Below are 19,700 nucleotides of genomic sequence, written 5' to 3'. Positions count from 1 at the left end.
GTCCGCGGGCCACCCCAAACTAGGATGTGCCCATGACCACCGTGGACCTCCCGCTGCTGCCGCTCGGCCGTGGCACCGACCCGCTCTCCGAGCGGGGCGTCGAGTGCCCCGGCGACCTGCCGGCGGCCTCCGACCCGGACCTGGTCGCCCGTGCGCGGGCCGCCAAGGCCAAGCTGGGCGACCGGCTGTTCGTGCTCGGGCACCACTACCAGCGCGACGAGGTCATCGAGTTCGCGGACGTGACCGGCGACTCCTTCAAGCTGGCCCGCGACGCGGCCGCGCGGCCGGACGCGGAGTTCATCGTTTTCTGCGGCGTCCACTTCATGGCGGAGTCGGCCGACATCCTCACCGGTCCCGACCAGAAGGTGATCCTGCCCGACCTCGCCGCCGGCTGCTCGATGGCCGACATGGCGCGGATCGCGCAGGTCGAGCGGGCCTGGGACGCCCTCGCCGCGGCGGGCGTCCAGGACGTCGTCGTCCCGGTCACCTACATGAACTCCAGCGCCGACATCAAGGCGTTCTGCGGGCGCAACGGCGGCGTCGTGTGCACCTCGTCGAACGCCGAGGTCGCGCTCGACTGGGCGTTCCAGCAGAAGGGCGCCGACACCAAGGTCCTCTTCCTGCCCGACCAGCACCTCGGGCGCAACACCGCGGTGCTCAAGCTCGGCTACTCCCTCGACGAGTGCGTCGTGTGGAACCCGTTCAAGCCCGACGGCGGCGTCAGCCCCGAGGAGCTCGCCAAGGCGCGGATCATCCTGTGGAAGGGCCACTGCTCGGTCCACGGCCGCTTCGCCGCCGACGTCATCGACGAGCTGCGCGCCAAGGTGCCGGACCTCAACGTGCTGGTGCACCCCGAGTGCCAGCACGAGGTGGTGCTCAAGGCCGACCTGGTCGGCTCCACGGAGTTCATCATCAAGACCATCGAGGCGGCCCCGGCCGGCACGAGCTGGGCGATCGGCACCGAGCTCAACCTCGTGCAGCGCCTCAAGAACGCCCACCCGGACAAGAACATCATGTTCCTCGACCGCAACGTCTGCTACTGCTCGACGATGAACCGGATCGACCTGCCGCACTTCGTGTGGGCGCTGGAGAACCTCGTCGAGGGCACCGTCGTCAACCAGGTCGAGGTGGACCCGCAGACCGAGGCCGACGCCCTCACCGCGCTCCAGCGGATGCTCGACCTGCCCGGCAAGACCCACAAGGACTGATCTCCCCCGTGTTCAAGCGCACCAAGGCTCCCGTCGAGGAGACCACCCCTACCGTCGCCAAGCCCGGCGGCAAGGGACGCCCGACCCCCACCCGCAAGGAGGCCGAGGCGGCCGCCAAGGCGCGCGCCCGCGCCCCGCGGGACAAGCGGGAGATGAGCCGCCTCCAGCGCGAGCACCGCACCGAGCAGAGCCGCAAGATCCGCGAGGGCATCAAGTCCGGCGACGAGTCCTACCTGCCCGCACGCGACAAGGGCCGGGTGCGCCGCTTCATCCGCGACTGGATCGACCGCCGCTTCTCGATCATCGACATGCTGATGCCGCTGCTGCTCATCAGCCTCATCCTCGGCTTCGCCGGCAGCCGCACGATGGCCGCCGCGGGCTCGATGGTGATGATGATCGCCGTGCTCTTCGTGATCATCGACATGGTGAGCATCCGGTTCCGGCTGCGCCGCGAGCTCAAGCGCCGCTTTCCCGAGGAGCCGCTCAAGGGCACCACCTACTACGCTCTGACCCGGGCCATGCAGATGAAGTTCATGCGGATCCCCAAGTCGCGGGTGAAGATCGGCCAGGCCCTGCCGGAGGACTACCACCGGTGAAGGTGGTGGCCGCGCTGCACGGCGCGCACCCGGGTCCCGTGCTGCGGGCGCCCGCGCTGCGCACCGCGCTCGCGGCCGGCGGCGCCACCGCGCTGCAGGTCAACGTCGACGACGCGGCCGTCGCCGCCGCCCTCCGCTTCGGCCCCGGTACGCCGATCACGGCCGTCGTCTCGGTGTGGACCCCCGACCCGGCGGCCGCCCTCCACGTGCTGCAGGAGGTCGACGAGAGCGTCGACGCCTGGCTGGTGGAGGAGCGCGAGCCGATCCCGCCGCCCGTCGTGCCGGACGGGGAGCGGGCGGACGCCCTGGCCAACCTCGCCTTCCTGCGCCGCCCCGCGGCGATGAGCCCCGACGTCTGGCGCAGCGACTGGCTCGAGCGCCACACCCAGGTGGCGATCGACACCCAGGGCACCTTCGGTTACGTGCAGAACCCCGTGCTGGAGGCGCTCACGCCCGGCGGGGCCGACGTCGCCGGGATCGTCGAGGAGCTCTTCCCGATGGCCGGGATGAGCGACCCGCACGCGTTCTACGGCAGCGGCGGCGACGACGCCGAGCTGCAGCGACGGCTCACCGTGCTGATGGACAGCTGCGCCCGGTTCGGCGCCGCCGACGGGCTCGACCTGGTGCCGACCAGTCGCTACCGATTCGGCCTCTGAGGACGCCCGCTCGTCGTACCGTGGCGGGATGCGGGTGCACTTCTCCCTCAACCTGACCCTCGACGGCTGCTACGACCACCGCGCCATCGCCGGTGACGCGGAGCTGCACGCCCACACCGCACGGAGCATGGCGCGCGCCGACGCACTGCTCTTCGGCCGGGTGACCTACCAGCTGATGGAGGACGCCTGGCGCCAGCCGCCGGGCGCGCCGGTGCCGGAGGACCCCTTCGTGCGGATCATCGACCCCGCCCGCAAGCACGTCGTCTCCGACACCCTCGACGCCGTCGACTGGAACGCCGAGCTGGTCCGCGGCGCGGACCTGGCCGCGACGGTCGCGCGGCTGCGCGAGGCCCCCGGCGACCGGGTCTTCGTGGGCGGCGTCCGGCTGGCACAGGCGCTCACCGAGCAGCGCCTGATCGACTCCTACGAGCTGCTCGTGCACCCGCACGTCGCCGGCCACGGGCCATACCTCTTCGGTGGCCTCACGCAGCCGTTGGACCTGCGGCTCGTCGACCGCGCCGAGCTGACGTCCGGCGCCGTCGTGCTGCACTACGAGCGCTAGCTGAGCACCTCCGAGCGACGCGGCGACCGCGTCAGCGACGGGTCGGTGAGCACGACGCCCTCGAGCACCCGGTCGATGGCGCCCATCGTGTCGGCGTCGAGCCGCACCCCGGCGGCCTTCACGTTCTCAGTGACCTGCTCGGGGCGGCTCGCGCCGATGATCGCGGCGGAGACGTTGTCGTTCTGCAGCACCCACGCGACGGCGAGCTGCGCGAGCGAGAGCCCGGCCGCGTCGGCGATCGGCTGCAGCAGCTGGACCCGCTCCAGCACGTCGTCCTTGAGCCAGCGGCCGATGTTGTCCGCGCCACCCTTGTCGTCGGTGGCTCGCGAGCCCGCCGGCGGCGGCTGGCCGGGGAGGTACTTGCCGGTGAGCACGCCCTGCGCGATGGGCGACCACACGATCTGCCCGAGGCCCAGCTCCTTGGAGGCCGGGACCACCTCGGCCTCGATCACCCGGTAGAGCATGGAGTACTGCGGCTGGTTGGAGATCAGCGGCACCCGCAGCTCCTTGGCGAGCGCGGCGGCGGCGCGGATCTCCTCCGCACGCCACTCCGAGACGCCGATGTAGAGCGCCTTGCCCGCGCGCACGACGTCGGCGAAGGCGACCATCGTCTCCTCCAGCGGCACCTCGTGGTCGAAACGGTGCGCCTGGTAGAGGTCGACGTAGTCGGTGCCGAGCCGGCGCAGCGAGCCGTCGATCGACTCCATGATGTGCTTGCGGGACAGCCCGTGGTCGTTGTGCGCACCGGGGCCGGTCGGCCAGAACACCTTGGTGAAGATCTCCAGGCCCTCGCGCCGCTCCCCCGCCAGCGCCTTGCCGAGCACGGTCTCGGCCGCGGTGTTGGCGTAGACGTCGGCGGTGTCGAAGGTGGTGATCCCCTCGTCCAGCGCGCGCTGCACGCACGCCCGCGCGGCGTCCTCCTCGACCTGCGAGCCGTGGGTGAGCCAGTTGCCGTAGGCGATGGCCGAGATCCTGAGGCCGCTCGCACCGAGGTTGCGCTTCTCCATGCTTCCGACCCTAGCCACCCGGCCCAGACGACGGCACTGACACACTGGCCACGTGGTTGCCGCAGATGTCTCCGTCCGGGTCGGCTGGCCGGCCGACGCCCCCGGCATCGCCGCGGTGCAGCTCCGCGCCTGGCAGCAGCGGTACGACGGCCGGCTGGCCGCGCTCCTCGCCGAGCAGGGCGTCGGGGTGGAGCAGCTCGCCGAGGCCTGGCGGGGCACCCTCGCCCGCCCGCCCCAGGCCCGCCACCGCGCGCTCGTCGCGCTGCTCCACGACCGGGTGGTCGGCTTCGCGCTGACCGGCCCCAACAGCGACGCCGACGCGGACCCGTCGGTCGACGGCGAGGTCGGCGAGCTGACGATCGATCCCGAGCAGACCCGCGCCGGGCACGGCTCGCGGCTGCTCCAGGCCTGCGTCGACACCCTCGTCGCCGACGGCTTCGCCCGCGGGGTGTGCTGGGTCGACGCCGGCGACGACGTGCTGCGCACCTTCCTCACCAGCGCCGGCTGGGCCGCCGACGGCGCGAGCCGCGAGCTCGCCGACGACACCGGCGCCACGGTGAAGCAAGTCCGGCTGCACACCGCCCTGACGTGACCGAGGCGGACCGGCGCGGAGTCGTCCGCGACAGCCTGGGCGTCGCGATCGCGACCGGCACCTACGGGCTCGGCTTCGGCGCGGTCGGCGTCGCCTCCGGCCTGACCGTCGCACAGACCTGCGTGCTCTCGCTGCTGATGTTCACCGGCGCCTCGCAGTTCGCCCTGGCCGGCGTGCTCGGCGCCGGGGGCTCGGCCGTCTCCGGAGCACTCACCGCCCTGCTGCTCGGGACCCGCAACACCCTCTACGGGCTGCGGATGGCGCCGCTGCTGGGCTACCGCGGCTGGCGCCGGGCCGCCGCCGCGCACGTGCTCATCGACGAGTCCACGGCGATGGCGGTCAACCGACCCGACCGCGACCTGGCCCGAGCCGGCTTCTGGACCACCGGCCTGACCATCTTCGTGCTGTGGAACCTCACCACACTGGCCGGCGCCCTCGCCGGCGAGCAGCTCGGCGACCCCCGCGACCTCGGCCTCGACGCGGCGGTCGGTGCGGCCTTCCTCGCGCTGCTGTGGCCCCGCCTGACCACCCCGACCGCCCGGCTGACCGCGCTGCTCGCCGCACTCGTGGCCGCCGGTGCGGTGACGGCGACCCCGGCCGGCGTACCGGTGCTGGTGGCGGCAGGCGTCGCCGTCCTCGTCGGGTCCCTGCGGCGGGGTGAGCGCTGATGTGGTGGGCGGTCCTCGGCGCCGGCCTCGGCTGCTACCTGCTCAAGCTCGCCGGGCTCTCCGTGCCGGCCCGGGTGCTCGCCCACCCGGTGGTCGCGCGGATCGCGGACCTGGTCCCGGTCGCGCTGCTGGCCGCGCTCGTCGCGGTCCAGGTCCTCGCCGCACCCGAGGGCCGCGCGCTGGTCCTGGACGCCCGCGCCGCCGCGCTGGGCGTGGCCGTGGTGCTGCTGCTCCTGCGGGCGCCGTTCCTGGTCGTGGTGTTCGGCTCAGCCGCCGCGGCGGCGCTGCTGCGCTTGCTCTAGTCGAGGTCCAAGAAGCTCTCGAGACCGACGGTCAGGCCGGGGAAGTCCCCGATCCGTCGTACGCCGGTCAGCACGCCGGGCGTGAAGGCGACCCGGTCCAACGAGTCGTGCCGGATCGTCAGCGTCTCGCCGAGCCCGCCCAGGACGACCTCCTGGTGGGCGACCAGGCCGCGGATGCGCAGCCCGTGCACGCGGATCCCGTCGACGTCGGCGCCGCGAGCGCCCTCGATGCCGGTGCTCGTGGCGTCCGGGATCGGCGGGCTGCCGGCCTCGCGGCGGGCGGCCGCGATCAGCTCGGCGGTACGACGGGCCGTGCCGCTGGGCGCGTCGGCCTTGGTCGGGTGGTGCAGCTCGACGACCTCGACGGACTCGAAGAAGGGCGCCGCGATCGCGGAGAAGCGCATCATCAAGATCGCGCCGATGGAGAAGTTGGGGGCGATCAGCACGCCGGTGCCGGGGCTGTCGGCGAGCCAGCCGCGCAGGGTGTCGAGCCGCTCGTCGTCGAAGCCCGTCGTGCCGACGACGGCGGAGATTCCGTTCTCGACGCAGAAACGGAGGTTGTCCATCACCACGTCGGGGTGGGTGAAGTCGACGACGACCCGGGTCTCGCTGTCGACGAGCGCGGAGATCGGGTCGCCCTGGTCGACCCCGACGGTGTAGTCGAGGTCGGCGGCGTCCTCGACCGCGCGGACCACCTCCGCGCCCACCTTGCCGCGGGCGCCGAGCACCCCGACACGGAGCCGTCCGCCGTCCCCCGAACCTGCCTCCTGCGCGACACGAGTGCTCACGGGACCAAGGTAGTGCGTCACGCGGGGAGCCGTTCTGGCAGGCTGGCCCCCATGGTGAACAAGATCCCGAGCCGGATCCGGTGGGCGGTGGACTTCATGGACGTCCAGCCCAACGACCACGTGCTGGAGATCGGCTGCGGCAACGGCGCGGCGGCCGACCTCATCTGCCGCCGGCTCGAGGGCAAGGGCAAGATGTTCGCCATCGACCGCTCCGAGGCGGGGGTGGACCGCACCAAGCAGCGCTGCGCCGAGCACATCCAGGCCGGGCGGCTCACCGTGCGCCAGATCGACCTGGCGACCCTGCGCGTGCCGGTCAAGCGGCTGACGAAGGTCTTCGCCTTCGACGTCAACCTGTTCTGGGTGCGCGACGCCTCCGAGGAGATCGCGCTGCTCCACGAGCGGCTGATGCCCGGCGGCTCGGTCAACCTCTTCTTCGACACCAGCCGCCCCGAGCAGGTGCCCGACATCCTGGCGAAGACCTCCGCGCAGCTGCGCGACGGCGGCTTCCGGGTCTACATCGTCGACTCCAAGCAGCCGCCGGTCATCGGCATCATCGGCCGTCGCTGAGCGCCCGCCACTTCTTGTAACTACGTGTCCAGACCTCTACCAGGGTGGTAGACCACCCGGGTAGAGGCCACAACGCCCGGGTAGATGCCGCTGCGGGCCGCCACCGGAGGCCGCCGGCCTCCCCACAGCCGTACGGCGGTGGGCACCCTCGGGCGCCGTCTGTGACGACCGTCACAGCGTGAAGTCTTGGTGAGCGGGTACCAGAACCCTTTGTGACTCAAGAGCTGAAAAGACCCACTGACAGCCATCGAGCCGCCGAGATCGCCGAGACCGCGCTGCGCGCGCCGGCCGCGGACGTCGTACCGCACCCGGCTCTGGACCAAGCCATCGAGCCGGAGGACCCGCCGCGCAGCGGGCTGGACCCGATCGTCTTCGGGCTCGCCGCCGCCGTGAGCATCGCCTTCGTGGTGTGGGGGCTGCTCGGCACCGACTCGCTCTCCACCGCCTCGGGACACGCCCTGGACTGGGTGATGACGAACACCGGTTGGCTGTTCGTCCTGGTCACCAGCGGCTTCGTCGTGTTCGTCGTCTGGCTGGCCGTCAGCAAGTACGGCACCATCCCGCTCGGCCGCGACGACGAGGAGCCGGAGTTCAAGACCGTCTCCTGGATCGCGATGATGTTCAGCGCCGGGATGGGCATCGGCCTGATGTTCTACGGCGTCTCCGAGCCGCTCTCCCACTTCGCCACGCCGCCTCCGGGCACCGAGGGCGACCCGGACGCCAAGGTGCAGACCGCCATGGCGACCACGATGTTCCACTGGACGCTGCACCCCTGGGCGATCTACGCCGTCGTCGGTCTCGCCATCGCCTACGGCGTCTACCGCAAGGGCCGCGTGCAGCTCATCTCCGCCGCCTTCGTGCCGCTGCTGGGCAAGCGCGCCTCGGGCGGCGCCGGCCGGCTGATCGACATGTTCGCCATCTTCGCCACCCTCTTCGGCTCGGCCACCTCGCTCGGCCTGGGCGCGTTGCAGATCAGCAGCGGCCTGGAGATCGTCGGTGACATCGGCCCGCTGGGCAACGGCACCCTCGTCGTGATCATCGCCGTGCTGACCGTGGCGTTCGTGCTCTCCGCCGTCTCCGGCGTCGCCAAGGGCATCCAGTGGCTCTCGAACACCAACATGGTGCTCGCCGTCGTGCTGGCCTTCTTCCTGTTCGTCGTCGGCCCGACCGTGTTCATCCTCAACCTGGTGCCGACCTCCGTCGGCAGCTACGTCCAGGACCTGGCGATGATGGCCGCCCGCACCGGCGCCGAGGGCGCCGACACCGAGTCCTGGCTCAGCGGCTGGACCGTCTTCTACTGGGCCTGGTGGCTGTCCTGGACGCCCTTCGTCGGGATGTTCATCGCGCGCATCTCCCGCGGGCGCACCATCCGCCAGTTCGTCACCGGCGTGCTGCTCGTGCCGAGCGTCGTCAGCGTGCTGTGGTTCTGCATCCTCGGCGGCACCGCCATCGACCTGCAGGAGAAGGGCACCGACATCGCCGGCGCCGACGGCCTGGAGGCCCAGCTGTTCGGCACCCTCGAGGCGTTCCCGTGGGCGACCGCGACCAGCATCCTGGTGATGGCCCTGGTGGCGATCTTCTTCGTCTCCGGCGCGGACGCGGCGTCCATCGTGATGGGCAGCCTCTCCGAGCGCGGTACGACGGAGCCACGCCGCCCCGTCGTCATCTTCTGGGGCATCGCCACCGGCGCGGTCGCCGCCGTCATGCTGCTCGCCGGGGGCACCGACGCCTTGGAGGGCCTGCAGACGATCACCATCGTCGCCGCCCTGCCCTTCGTGGTGATCATGATCGGTCTCGCCGCGTCCTTGATGAAGGACCTGCGCGAGGACCCGCTCATGGTCCGCAAGCGCTACGGCGAGGAGGCCATCGAGCAGGCCGTCATCGCCGGTGTCACCGAGCACGGCGACGACTTCGCGCTCTCGGTGGAGCCGGTGGAGCCGGACCCCGCGCCGGGCGAGCCCGAGCTGTCCGAGCCCGCCCAGGGTCGCTCCTAGCGTGCTGGTGAGCGCGGCTCACCGACCGGTCCCCGGTCGGTGAGCCGCGCTCCTGCGCTCTCCTAGGCCGGGCCGACGACGGCCAGCAGCTCAGGCCGGCCGAACACCTCGGCCGCCACCTCGCGCACGTCGTCGAGCGTGACCGCCTCGACCCGGGCGATGACCTCGTCGATGCCGAGCACCTCGCCGTGGACCAGCTCGTTCTTGCCCAGGCGCATCATCCGCGAGCCGGAGTCCTCCAGGCCCAGGATCATCCCGCCCACCAGCTGGCCCTTGCCGCGGGCGAGCTCGTCGGCGGTGATCCCCTCGGCGGCGATCGTCGTCAGCAGCTCGCGGACCACGGCCAGCACCTCCTCCGTGCGGTCGGGCAGGCAGCCGACCGCGACGCCCACCAGGCCGGAGTCTGCGTACTGGCTGGCGAAGGAGTAGACGGAGTAGGCCAGCCCGCGCACCTCGCGGACCTCCTGGAACAACCGGCTCGACGTACCGCCGCCGAGTGCGGTGTTGAGCACGCCCAGCGCGTAGCGGCGCTCGTCGTCGCGGGTCACGCCCTCCCGGCCGATGACCAGGTTGACCTGCTCGAAGGGCCGGTGCACCTCGGCGGCGCCCGTGCCGACCCGGGGCCGGCGGGCTCTCGCCAACGCCCGCGGTACGACGGGCGCGGACGTCGCGCGCAGCCAGTCGTGCCGGGCGAAGGCCTTGGTCACGGCCTTGACGAGCGCGCCGTGGTCGACCGCGCCGGCGACCGAGATGACGGTGTTGGCCGGGACGTAGTGGCGCCGGTAAAAGCGGCGGATCTGGGCGCCGGTCATCGCCCCGATCGAGGCGTCGGTGCCGGCGATCGGGCGGCCCAGCGGGGTCTGCTCACCCCAGGCGAGCGCGGCCAACAGGTTCTGCACCACGTCGTCAGGGTCGTCGTCGTGCATCGCGATCTCGTCGAGGATGACGTCGCGCTCGGCGTCCACGTCGGGCGCGGCGATCGTCGAGCCGGTGATCATGTCACCGAGCACGTCGACCGCCAGCGGCAGGTCGTCGGAGAGCACCCGGGCGTGGAAGCAGGTGTACTCCTTGGCGGTGAAGGCGTTGAACTCCCCGCCCACCGCGTCCAGGGCGATCGAGATGTCCAGTGCGGAGCGCTCGTCGGTGCCCTTGAACAGCAGGTGCTCGAGGAAGTGCGAGGCGCCGTGGGTGGTCGCGGTCTCGTCGCGCGAGCCGACCCCCACCCACACCCCGATCGAGGAGGACCGGGCGCCGGCCATCTGCTCGGTGACGATCCGCAGGCCGGACGGGAGCTGCGTGCGCCGTACGACGGACGTCACCTGGCCCGCCTCGTCGCGCACCGTCTCGAGGGTGCGCGTGGAGGCGCGGGAAACGGCCGACGGCCGGTCAGCGTGCTGCTGACCGGCCGTCGACGTGCGAGACGTGGTGCTCACGCGTCCTCGGACTCCTCCGCGGACTCGGCGTCGCTGCCCTCGGCGTCCTCGACGACGGGGATCAGCGAGAGCTTGCCGCGGTCGTCGATCTCACCGATCTCGACCTGCAGCTTCTGGCCGACCGAGACGACGTCCTCGACGTTCTCGATCCGCTTGCCACCGGCGAGGGCGCGCAGCTTGGTGATGTGCAGCAGCCCGTCCTTGCCCGGCATCAGGGCGATGAAGGCACCGAAGTTGGTGATCTTCACGACCGTGCCGAGGTAGCGCTCGCCCACCTCGGGCATGGTCGGGTTCGCGATCGCGTTGATCGCGGACCGGGCGGCCTCGGCCGCCTCGCCGTTGGTCGCGCCGATGTAGACGGTGCCGTCGTCCTCGATGGAGATCGAGGCGCCGGTGTCGTCCTGCAGCTGGTTGATGACCTTGCCCTTGGGCCCGATGACCTCGCCGATCTTGTCGACGGGCACCTTGACGGTGATGATCCGCGGGGCGTGGACCGACATCTCCTCGGGAGCGTCGATGGCCTCGTTCATCACGTCCAGGATCGCCAGTCGGGCGTCGCGGGCCTGGGTGAGGGCCTGCGCGAGGACCTCGGCCGGGATGCCGTCGAGCTTGGTGTCGAGCTGGAGGGCGGTCACGAACTCCTTGGTGCCGGCGACCTTGAAGTCCATGTCGCCGAAGGCGTCCTCGGCACCGAGGATGTCGGTCAGCGCGACGTACTCGGTCTTGCCGTCGATCTCACCGGAGACCAGCCCCATGGCGATGCCGGCGACGGCGGCCTTGAGCGGGACACCGGCCTGCAGCAGGGACAGGGTCGAGGCGCAGACCGAGCCCATCGAGGTGGAGCCGTTGGAGCCCATCGCCTCGGAGAGCTGGCGGATGGCGTAGGGGAACTCCTCGCGGTTCGGGAGCACCGGCAGCAGCGCACGACGCGCGAGCGCGCCGTGGCCGACCTCGCGGCGCTTCGGCGAGCCGACGCGGCCGGTCTCGCCGGTGGAGAACGGCGGGAAGATGTACTTGTGCATGTAGCGCCGGTGCGACTCGGGCGACAGCGTGTCGATCTGCTGCTCCATCTTGAGCATGTCGAGGGTGGTGACGCCCAGGATCTGAGTCTCGCCACGCTCGAACAGCGCGGAGCCGTGGACGCGCGGGATCACGTCGACCTCGGCGTGCAGCGGACGGATGTCGGCCAGGCCGCGACCGTCGATGCGGACCTTGTCGCGCAGGATGCGCTCGCGCACGAGCTGCTTGTTGACCGAGCGGAAGGCCGCGCCGATCTCCTTCTCGCGACCCTCGAACTGGCCGGCGAGCTTCTCCAGCGCAGCGGCCTTGAGCTCGTCGGTGCGGGTCTCGCGCTCCTGCTTGTCGCCGATGGTCATCGCGGCGGCGAGGTCGGACTTCACCGCGGCCTCGACGGCGGCGTAGACGTCGTCCTCGTAGTCGAGGAAGATCGGGAACTCCTGGACCGGCTTGGCGGCCACGTTGGCGAGCTCGACCTGGGCCTCGACCAGCTGCTTGATGAACGGCTTCGAGGCGTCGAGGCCGGCGGCCACGACCTCCTCGGTCGGCGCCTGCGCGCCGCCGCGGACCAGCTCGATGACGTCCTCGGTGGCCTCGGCCTCGACCATCATGATGGCGACGTCACCGGTCTCGGTGACGCGGCCGGCGACGACCATGTCGAACACGGCCTTCTCCAGCTGGCTGTGGGTCGGGAAGGCGACCCACTGGCCCTCGATGAGGGCGACCCGGGTGGCGCCGACCGGGCCGGAGAACGGCAGGCCGGAGAGCTGGGTGGACAGCGACGCGGCGTTGATCGCGAGCACGTCGTACGGCGTGTCGGGGTTGAGCGCCATGACGGTGATGACGACCTGGACCTCGTTGCGCAGACCCTTCTTGAAGGTCGGGCGCAGCGGGCGGTCGATGAGGCGGCAGGCGAGGATCGCGTCCTCGCCCGGGCGACCCTCGGAACGGAAGAACGAGCCGGGGATGCGGCCCGCGGCGTACATCCGCTCCTCGACGTCGATGGTCAGCGGGAAGAAGTCGAAGTGGTCCTTCGGGTGCTTGCCGGCGGTGGTCGCCGAGAGCAGCATGGTGTCGCCGTCGAGGTAGGCGCTCACCGATCCGGCGGCCTGGCGGGCGAGGACGCCCGTCTCGAACTTGACGGTGCGGGTGCCGAACTTGCCGTTGTCGAGAACGGTCTCGACCTCGGAGATGACGGGTTCAGTCAACTGTTTTCTCTTATTCGAACGTGCGGGACGCGTTGCCCCGCGGGAATGGATGTGATTGTCACCGGCCACACTATCGAGCCGGGACGGAAATGCAGAACGGGCGACCCGCGTGGGGTCGCCCGTCCGTGAGCATCTTTCGGTCGTTCAGGTCAACGACGCAGGCCGAGGCGCTCGACGATCGTGCGGTAGCGCTCGATCTCGGTCTTCTTGAGGTAGTTGAGGAGACGGCGGCGCTGGCCGACGAGCAGGAGCAGGCCACGACGGCTGTGGTGGTCGTGCTTGTGCTGCTTGAGGTGCTCGGTCAGGTGGCTGATGCGGTGCGAGAGCAGCGCGATCTGGACCTCCGGCGAACCGGTGTCACCCTCGGTGGTGCCGTACTCGGCGATGATCTTCTTCTTGGTCTCAGCGTCGGTACCGACTGCCATGGGAACTCCCTGTTCGCTCGTTGCGCGGCGCCCCAGCCTGAAATCCTGGAGCTCTCTTGGTCCGCGGCCGTTCTGACGGCAACCGCACAAGGCTAACAGCGGGCATCGGGGCCGACCGAATCCTTGACCCGCGACGACCTCGGGGGTGATGGCGCTCCCCCGGCACGACGTGTGACGATGCCAGCGTGGCAGAGCAGCGGATCGGCGTGTGCAACCTGTGCGAGGCGACCTGCGGGCTCCTCCTGACCATCGAGGACGGCCGGGTGACCGGCGCCCGCGGCAACCCCGACGACCCGCTCTCGCGCGGGCACATCTGTCCCAAGGGCGTGGCGATCGGCGACATCCACGCCGACCCCGACCGCCTGCGCCGTCCGGTACGACGCACCGGCCGCGGCGCCGACGCGCGCTGGGAGGAGATCGGCTGGGACGAGGCGCTGGACCTGGTGGCCGACGGGATCGCCCGGACGATCAACGAGCACGGCGACGACGCCCTCGCGCTCTACCTCGGCAACCCGAACGCCCACAGCCTCGGCGCGCTGACCCATGGGATCGCGGTGGCGCAGACCTTCCGCACCCGCAACAAGTTCAGCGCGACCTCGGTCGACCAGCTCCCCCACCAGCTGATCGGGCACCTGCTCTACGGCCACCAGCTGCTGCTGCCGGTGCCGGACATCGACCGCACGTCCTACTTCCTGGTCCTCGGTGCCAACCCGATGGCCTCCAACGGCTCGCTGATGACCGTGCCCGACTTCCCCGGCCGCCTGCGCGAGCTGCAGGCCCGGGGCGGCCGGATGGTCGTGTTCGACCCGCGCCGCACCGAGACCGCGCGAGTGGCCGACGAGCACCACTTCGTGCGGCCCGGCACGGACGCCTGGGTGCTGCTGGCGATGCTGCACACGCTGTTCGCGGAGGGCCTGACCACCCCGCCGTCGTACGTCGACGGGCTGGACGACGTCGAGGCGGCCCTCGCCGGCTTCACCCCCGAGGCCGCCGAGCAGGCGAGCGGGGTGCCGGCCGAGGTGATCGTGCGGGTGGCCCGCGAGCTGGCGGCGGCGGACGGCGCGGCGGCGTACGGCCGGATGGGGGTCTCGACCCAGGAGTTCGGGCTGGTCTGCCAGTGGGCGGTGCAGCTGCTCAACCTGGTCACCGGCAACACCGACCGGGTGGGCGGGGCGATGCTCACCTCACCGGCGATCGACGCGGTGGGCCGCGGGCTGCTGGGCCGGGGGCACTACGACCGGTTCCGCTCGCGGGTGCGCCAGGCGCCGGAGTTCGGGGGCGAGCTGCCCGTGGCGGTGCTGCGCGAGGAGATCGAGACGCCCGGCGAGGGCCAGGTCCGCGCGCTGCTGACGATCGCCGGCAACCCGGTGCTCTCCACGCCCGACGGCGCCGCTCTCGACAAGGCGCTGGAGGGCCTGGACTTCTGCGTGGCCGTCGACATCTACCTCAACGAGACCACCCGGCACGCCGACGTGATCCTTCCCCCGACGACGCTGCTGGAGCGCGACCACTACGACCTGCCGTTCCACGTGCTCGCGGTGCGCGACACCGCCCGGTTCACGCCCGCGATCTTCCCCAAGGGCCGCGACCAGCGCCACGACTGGGAGATCTTCCGCGACCTCTACGTGCGGGTGGCCAAGCGGCTGCACCGCAAGCCTCCGCTCAAGCGCCGCCTGCTGACCGAGGCCCGGCTGCGGCTGAGCCCGACGTTCGCGATCGGGATGCTGCTGCGCACGGGGCGCTCCGGCGTCACCATCAGCCAGCTGCGCAAGCACCCGGAGGGCGTCGACATCGGCGCCCTGCGCGGCGGCCAGCTGCCCGGCCGGCTGTTCACCAAGGACAAGCGGATCGCGGCCCTGCCCGACCTCGTCGCCGGCGACCTGGACCGGCTGCGCGCCCAGGAGCTGCCGACCGGCGACGAGCTGCTGCTCATCGGCCGGCGCCACCAGCGCGACTGCAACTCCTGGATGCACAACACCGACCGGCTCACCAAGGGCAAGCCACGCCACCACCTGCTCATGCACCCCGCCGACCTGGACGCCCGCGGCCTGCGCGACGGCGCGCTGGTGACCGTCACCTCGCGGGTCGGCAAGGTCGAGGTGGAGGTCAGGGCCACCGAGGACGTGATGCCCGGCGTGGTCTCGCTCCCCCACGGCTACGGCCACCAGCGCGAGGGCGTCCGGCTCGGCGTCGCGACCGGTGTCGCGGGCGTGTCGATCAACGACCTGACCGACCCCGAGCGGCTGGACGTGTCGGGCAACGCGGCCCTGTCCGGCGTACCCGTCACCGTCGGCTAGATGGACCTCAGCGTCCCACCGGGCCCCGGCCTGCCCGAGGGCCTCCTCATCCCCGACGGCGAGCTGGTCGAGCGCTTCTCCCGCTCCCCCGGCCCCGGCGGCCAGTCGGTCAACACCACCGACACCCGGGTCGAGCTGGTCTGGGACCCCGGTACGTCGGCCGTGCTCGACGAGCGGCAGCGGGCCCGCCTGTCCGGCCCGATCAGCGTGGTCGCCCACGAGCACCGCTCCCAGCTGCGCAACCGCAACGCGGCCCGCGAGCGGCTGGCCGCCCGGATCCGCGAGCTGCTCGCCCCGCCACCTCCCCCGCGCCGCGCCACCAAGCCGACCCGGGGCTCGAAGGAGCGACGCCTGGAGGCCAAGCGGCAGCGCGGCCAGACCAAGCAGCTGCGCGGGCGGGTCCAGGACCGAGGCGGGTCCTAGGCGACCGTCACCGGGTGCTTCACCACCGCGTCGAAGAAGTAGCCGTTGGGGTTGAAGGCCGCCACGTCCGGCTGCCTGCGACCGCGCAGGTCGGTGGCCCGGGCGAGCAGCTGGTGGCTGCCCGCCGTGGGCCGGTGCCAGGTGTGCGCCCAGCGGGTCCACCCGTGCCCCTCGGTACGACGCCCGGTGGCCGGTCGCAGCCGGGCCCGCTGCCACGTCGTCCCGCCGTCGGTGCTGACCTCCACCCGCGCGACCGGCGCCGCGCCGGACCACGACCGGCCGGTGAGCACCACCGGGCGCCCGGCGGCGAGGGTGGCGTTCCAGGGCAGCTCCCACGCGGAGCGGACCGGGTTGACGGTGAGCGGGCCGCCGATGTTGTACCAGCGGGTGTTCCACGGTGAGGTGAGCTCGGTCATCGACACCTCGAGCGAGCCGAGCCACTTGATGCTCGCGATGCCGACCCAGCCGGGCAGCACCAGGCGCAGCGGGAAGCCGTGGTCGGGCAGCAGCGGCTCGCCGTTCAGGCCCCAGGCCAGCAGCGCGTCGTCGAGCGCCTTGGCGATCGGGAACGGGCGGCGCACGCGGCCGAGGTTCTCCCCCTTGTCGACGTACTCGTCGTCGAGGCCCACGCCCTGCACGGAGACCGCGTCCGGGCGCAGCCCGGCCCAGCGCAGCACGTCACGCAGGCGCACGCCCTGCCAGGTCACCGAGCCGACGGCGCCGAGGGTCCAGGCGGTGCCGGAGGCCTTGGCGCCCTGCTGGGTGTCGAAGAAGCTGCGACCGTTGCCGGTGCACTCGTGCACGGAGGTGACCTCGACGTGCCGGAAGCGGCGCTTCAGCTCGGTCAGGCCCAGCGTCACGCCGGCGGGGTCGCGCAGGCCGTCCCCCGCGATCGTGAGCCGGTACGACGCGGGGTCGATCTGCGGCGTCCGGGTGTGGTTGCGCACGAACAGCCGGGCCTGCGGCGTGGCCTGGCGGCGTGGGTCGACCGACGTCCAGCGCATCTCGGCGTTGGTGCCGTAGTCGATGAACTGCTCGGGCGGGAGCGGCTTCTGGATCGCGGGGGCGCCGGCCCACGCTCGCCGGGCAGGGAGCTGGGCGATCCCGGCGGCGGCCAGGCCCGCCACGGGGAGTCCGAGCACGGAACGTCGACGCAGACCGATCTCCATGGCCAGCAGATTAACACGATCGACTTAGTCGAATTAAGAGCCGAGGACCTCGTCGAGCAGGGAGAGGTAGCCGGCCTTGTCGGCCCGCACCGCCACGGTGACCCGGCCGCGGCGCTCGTCGGGCTCCGCGGCGAAGGTCGTGGCGCCGTACCGGCCGGGGTCGGTGCGCTCCACCCGCACCGTGGCCCGCAGCGTGGTCAGCAGCCCCGGCGCGACCAGGGCGGCGACGGCCAGCGGGTCGTGGAGAGGTGCGGGGCCGTCGTACCAGGCGATCCGGGACTCGACGAAGGCCGCGGCCGCCACCGCGGCCGGCGTGCCGAGGGCGCGCAGCCGGGCCGCGTCGGAGGCGTCGAGCGGTGCGGAGAAGGTCGCGTCCATGGTGACCAGGAGCAGGTCGCGCCAGCGGGCGGCGAGCACGTCGGCAGCGGCCTCGGGGTCGCACCACACGTTCCGCTCGGCGTACGGCGTCACGCCGGCCTGGCGGTGCGCCCCACCCAGCACGACCAGCCGCCCCACGGCGTCGACGATCCGCCGGTCGGCCGCCAGCGCGGCGGCCACGTTGGTCAGCGGACCGGTGGCGACCAGCGCGACCGGGTCGGTGGCCGCGCGCAGCGTGGCGACCAGCCACTCGACGGCGTCCGTCCCGGCAGCCGACACCGGCGCGGGCAGGTCGAGGGTCGGCGGCAGGTCCGCGCGCCCGCTCGGCAGCGGCTCGATCCGCGGCCGGAAGGGCTCGTTGCGGCCCGGGTGCACGCCGGCGCCACCGCCGCCGACGAGGTCGAGCACGCGCAGTGCGTTGTCGGTCGTGTGCCGCACGTCGTGGTTGCCCCAGACCGCCGTCACACCGAGCAGGTCCAGGTCCGGGTGCAGGGCGGCCAGCAGGATCGCCACCGCGTCGTCCGTGCCGGTGTCGCAGTCGAGGACGACCGGGATCATGCGGGCGGCTCCGCGGCGCGCAGGTCCCGGTAGGCCGTCCGGGCCTCGACCGCCCGCTCCAGCTCGGCGATCACCGAGGTGAAGAACTGCTTGCGGTAGAGCTCGTCGGTCACGGCGTACACCGTGAAGTAGAGGCCGCTGAACGCCGCGAGGAAGGTCGAGACGCGCAGCAGCTCCAGGCTCAGCCGCTCCCCCAGCCAGTCACCGACGGGGCCGTCGGGCGGCTGTGGCGCGTGCCCGATCCACGAGGTGATGACCGAGGGCTCCATCGCGGCGATGCCGAAGACCAGGAAGAAGGCGTAGACCGCGAGCGCCAGGAGCAGCACCTGGACGACCTGGGCGACCAGCAGGACCAGCAGCAGGTTGGCCCGCTCCAGCCCGCGCACGTCCGGGTCGACGCTCTCCAGCTCCTCCGGCAGCCGGGTCAGCAGGAAGCCGACCGCGATCGCCGCGAAGAGCAGGACCGAGACCCAGAGCACCCCGCCGTCGAGGCTGGAGGCCACCTGCCAGACCTCGGTGTTGATGAACAGGAAGGTCATGAAGAGCAGCAGCAACGGCAGCGCCCGGGTCACCAGCGGCAGGACCAGGCCCAGCGACCCGAGCGTGCGGCGGACCGCCCAGCCGACGATGAGCCAGGCCCGCAGGGTGGCGACGGCGTACACCGCCAGGACGACGCCGGCGACCGTCAGCGCGGCGCCGAGCCCCGCGGCCGCGCCCCAGCCCGCGCCCACCGGCACGCCCGCCACGGCACCGAGGACCACCGCGACCACGAACACCACGACCAGCCGGCCCCGGCGCAGCCCGCGGGCCACACCGGCGCGGTAGCCGTCGACGAAGTACGGCAGGCCGTGGTCGACGAACCACCGCTCCGCGGCGGGGACGTCGTCCGGCAGGCTCACGTCAGCCCGCGAGGATCGTCCGGGCCCGCGCCACGTCGCCGGCCATCGCCACGAGCAGCTCGTCCACCGAGGCGAACTGCACCATCCCACGCAGCCGCTCGACGAAGGCCACCTCGACCTCGCGGCCGTAGAGCTCCAGGTCGGTGCGGTCGAGCACGTACGACTCCACCCGCCGCTCGCGCTCGCCGGCGAAGGTCGGGTTGGTGCCCACGCTGATCGCCGCCGGGTACGTCGCACCCGCGTCCGGCCCGTCGAGCACGGTCAGCCGGCCGGCGTAGACGCCGTCGGCGGGGGCCGCCGCGCCGGGCCGCACCGGCACGTTGGCCGTCGGGTAGCCCAGCTCGCGGCCGCGCTTGTCGCCCTCAACGACCACGCCGCGGGTGGTGAAGGGCCGGCCCAGCGCCTCCGCGGCGCCGGAGACGTCGCCGGCGCCCAGGCAGGTGCGCACGTACGTCGAGGACCACACCTGCGGGCCGCCGTCGAGGCTGACCTCCTCCAGCACGAAGTCGTGCTCGGCGCCCGCGCTGCGCAGCAGGTTGCAGTCGCCGGCGGCGCGGTTGCCGAAGCGGAAGTTCGCGCCGACGACCACGGCCTTCACGTGCAGGGTGTCGAGCAGGATCCGCTGGATGAACTCCGCGGGCGTCCAGGCGGCGATGTCGCGGGAGAACGGGATGACGAGCACGTCGTCCACGCCCGCCTCACCGAGCAGCCGCAGCCGCTCGTCGATCGTGGTGAGCGTCGGCGGCGCGTGCTCGGGACGCAGCACCGCGATCGGGTGCGGGTCGAAGGTCACGGCCACCACGTGGTCGACGCCGACCTCGCCGGCCACCTCCCGGGCACGTCGTACGACGTGCTGGTGACCCAGGTGCATGCCGTCGAAGTTGCCGATCGTCACCACCGTGCGGCCGAGATCGCTCGGCACCTCGGAGAAGTCGCGCCACACTCGCACGGCG

Annotated in this window: 20 protein-coding genes; 11 read left to right on the top strand and 9 right to left on the bottom strand. The window is 72.3% G+C overall.

The features are described 5' to 3' along the window. The first annotated feature begins 32 nt into the window (after window positions 1-32). Genes nadA through MRBLML1_RS17500 form a run of 4 tightly spaced genes read left to right on the top strand, consistent with a single transcriptional unit; the run spans window position 33 to window position 3,022 of the window. A complete protein-coding gene (nadA, locus tag MRBLML1_RS17515; protein WP_364518317.1) occupies window positions 33-1,208 on the top strand; it encodes a quinolinate synthase NadA in 1,176 nt (391 codons plus the stop codon). Between the two features lie 8 nt (window positions 1,209-1,216). Next, on the top strand, window positions 1,217-1,804 hold the full coding sequence (locus MRBLML1_RS17510) for a DUF3043 domain-containing protein (protein WP_364518315.1): 588 nt from the start codon (window positions 1,217-1,219) through the stop codon (window positions 1,802-1,804). Next, complete coding sequence (locus tag MRBLML1_RS17505; RefSeq protein WP_364518313.1) at window positions 1,801-2,460, top strand: hypothetical protein; 660 nt, start codon at window positions 1,801-1,803, stop codon at window positions 2,458-2,460. Before MRBLML1_RS17510 ends, MRBLML1_RS17505 begins: the two co-directional genes overlap by 4 nt. A gap of 28 nt (window positions 2,461-2,488) precedes the next feature. Then, window positions 2,489-3,022 carry a dihydrofolate reductase family protein gene (locus MRBLML1_RS17500; RefSeq protein ID WP_364518311.1) on the top strand — a complete coding sequence of 178 codons (534 nt, stop codon included), beginning with the start codon at window positions 2,489-2,491 and terminating at the stop codon, window positions 3,020-3,022. Here MRBLML1_RS17500 and MRBLML1_RS17495 read toward each other — a convergent pair. Next, a complete protein-coding gene (locus tag MRBLML1_RS17495) occupies window positions 3,019-4,029 on the bottom strand; it encodes an aldo/keto reductase family protein (RefSeq protein WP_364518309.1) in 1,011 nt (336 codons plus the stop codon). The two genes, MRBLML1_RS17500 and MRBLML1_RS17495, sit on opposite strands and share 4 nt — an antisense overlap. Window positions 4,030-4,081: 52 nt before the next feature. Between MRBLML1_RS17495 and MRBLML1_RS17490 the strand changes: the two genes are divergently transcribed. Genes MRBLML1_RS17490 through MRBLML1_RS17480 form a run of 3 tightly spaced genes read left to right on the top strand, consistent with a single transcriptional unit; the run spans window position 4,082 to window position 5,591 of the window. Further along, a complete protein-coding gene (locus tag MRBLML1_RS17490; protein ID WP_364518307.1) occupies window positions 4,082-4,621 on the top strand; it encodes a GNAT family N-acetyltransferase in 540 nt (179 codons plus the stop codon). Next, window positions 4,618-5,289, top strand: a complete 672-nt coding sequence (locus MRBLML1_RS17485; RefSeq protein WP_364518305.1) for an AzlC family ABC transporter permease — start codon at window positions 4,618-4,620, stop codon at window positions 5,287-5,289. The genes MRBLML1_RS17490 and MRBLML1_RS17485 overlap by 4 nt, the downstream gene beginning before the upstream one ends. Continuing rightward, the gene (locus MRBLML1_RS17480) at window positions 5,289-5,591 is read left to right on the top strand and encodes an AzlD domain-containing protein (RefSeq protein ID WP_364518303.1); all 303 of its coding nucleotides are present in this window, start codon (window positions 5,289-5,291) and stop codon (window positions 5,589-5,591) included. Before MRBLML1_RS17485 ends, MRBLML1_RS17480 begins: the two co-directional genes overlap by 1 nt. Here the strand turns inward: MRBLML1_RS17480 and dapB are convergent. Continuing rightward, window positions 5,588-6,379 (bottom strand): 4-hydroxy-tetrahydrodipicolinate reductase, encoded by a 792-nt coding sequence (gene dapB / locus MRBLML1_RS17475; protein WP_364518301.1) that lies wholly within the window; start codon window positions 6,377-6,379, stop codon window positions 5,588-5,590. The genes MRBLML1_RS17480 and dapB overlap by 4 nt on opposite strands. 51 nt (window positions 6,380-6,430) lie before the next feature. Between dapB and MRBLML1_RS17470 the strand changes: the two genes are divergently transcribed. Together MRBLML1_RS17470 and MRBLML1_RS17465 are read left to right on the top strand one after the other, a co-directional pair. Further along, window positions 6,431-6,946 carry a class I SAM-dependent methyltransferase gene (locus MRBLML1_RS17470; RefSeq protein ID WP_364518299.1) on the top strand — a complete coding sequence of 172 codons (516 nt, stop codon included), beginning with the start codon at window positions 6,431-6,433 and terminating at the stop codon, window positions 6,944-6,946. 212 nt (window positions 6,947-7,158) lie between these two features. Then, window positions 7,159-8,940, top strand: coding sequence for a BCCT family transporter (locus MRBLML1_RS17465; RefSeq protein WP_364518297.1), 1,782 nt, complete (start codon window positions 7,159-7,161; stop codon window positions 8,938-8,940). 62 nt (window positions 8,941-9,002) lie between these two features. Here MRBLML1_RS17465 and MRBLML1_RS17460 read toward each other — a convergent pair whose 3' ends face one another. From MRBLML1_RS17460 to rpsO, 3 genes are all read right to left on the bottom strand, one after another. Beyond that, window positions 9,003-10,373, bottom strand: a complete 1,371-nt coding sequence (locus tag MRBLML1_RS17460) for a M16 family metallopeptidase (protein ID WP_364518295.1) — start codon at window positions 10,371-10,373, stop codon at window positions 9,003-9,005. Then, window positions 10,370-12,598, bottom strand: coding sequence for a polyribonucleotide nucleotidyltransferase (locus MRBLML1_RS17455; RefSeq protein ID WP_364518293.1), 2,229 nt, complete (start codon window positions 12,596-12,598; stop codon window positions 10,370-10,372). Before MRBLML1_RS17455 ends, MRBLML1_RS17460 begins: the two co-directional genes overlap by 4 nt. A gap of 149 nt (window positions 12,599-12,747) precedes the next feature. Beyond that, the gene (gene rpsO / locus MRBLML1_RS17450; RefSeq protein WP_364518291.1) at window positions 12,748-13,023 is read right to left on the bottom strand and encodes a 30S ribosomal protein S15; all 276 of its coding nucleotides are present in this window, start codon (window positions 13,021-13,023) and stop codon (window positions 12,748-12,750) included. A 185-nt stretch (window positions 13,024-13,208) separates the two neighbouring features. Between rpsO and MRBLML1_RS17445 the strand changes: the two genes are divergently transcribed. Together MRBLML1_RS17445 and arfB are read left to right on the top strand one after the other, a co-directional pair. Beyond that, window positions 13,209-15,320, top strand: a complete 2,112-nt coding sequence (locus MRBLML1_RS17445) for a molybdopterin-dependent oxidoreductase (RefSeq protein ID WP_364518289.1) — start codon at window positions 13,209-13,211, stop codon at window positions 15,318-15,320. Further along, on the top strand, window positions 15,321-15,743 hold the full coding sequence (gene arfB / locus MRBLML1_RS17440) for an alternative ribosome rescue aminoacyl-tRNA hydrolase ArfB (protein ID WP_364518287.1): 423 nt from the start codon (window positions 15,321-15,323) through the stop codon (window positions 15,741-15,743). It begins immediately after the preceding gene. On the opposite strand, the gene MRBLML1_RS17435 is transcribed toward arfB, so the two are convergent. From MRBLML1_RS17435 to MRBLML1_RS17420, 4 genes are read right to left on the bottom strand one after another with little or no spacing between them, the layout of a single operon-like run. Then, window positions 15,740-16,912 (bottom strand): molybdopterin-dependent oxidoreductase, encoded by a 1,173-nt coding sequence (locus tag MRBLML1_RS17435; RefSeq protein WP_364518285.1) that lies wholly within the window; start codon window positions 16,910-16,912, stop codon window positions 15,740-15,742. The two genes, arfB and MRBLML1_RS17435, sit on opposite strands and share 4 nt — an antisense overlap. Before the next feature lie 33 nt (window positions 16,913-16,945). After that, complete coding sequence (locus MRBLML1_RS17430) at window positions 16,946-17,848, bottom strand: nucleoside hydrolase (protein ID WP_364518283.1); 903 nt, start codon at window positions 17,846-17,848, stop codon at window positions 16,946-16,948. Then, the gene (locus tag MRBLML1_RS17425; protein WP_364518281.1) at window positions 17,845-18,747 is read right to left on the bottom strand and encodes a hypothetical protein; all 903 of its coding nucleotides are present in this window, start codon (window positions 18,745-18,747) and stop codon (window positions 17,845-17,847) included. Before MRBLML1_RS17425 ends, MRBLML1_RS17430 begins: the two co-directional genes overlap by 4 nt. A gap of 1 nt (window position 18,748) precedes the next feature. Next, a complete protein-coding gene (locus MRBLML1_RS17420; protein ID WP_364518279.1) occupies window positions 18,749-19,696 on the bottom strand; it encodes a bifunctional riboflavin kinase/FAD synthetase in 948 nt (315 codons plus the stop codon). Window positions 19,697-19,700: the final 4 nt, after the last annotated feature.

The sequence above is a fragment of the Nocardioides sp. LML1-1-1.1 genome, from assembly GCF_040676175.1.
GTDB lineage: Bacteria > Actinomycetota > Actinomycetes > Propionibacteriales > Nocardioidaceae > Nocardioides.
This window is presented reverse-complemented; position numbering and strand designations above follow the sequence as displayed.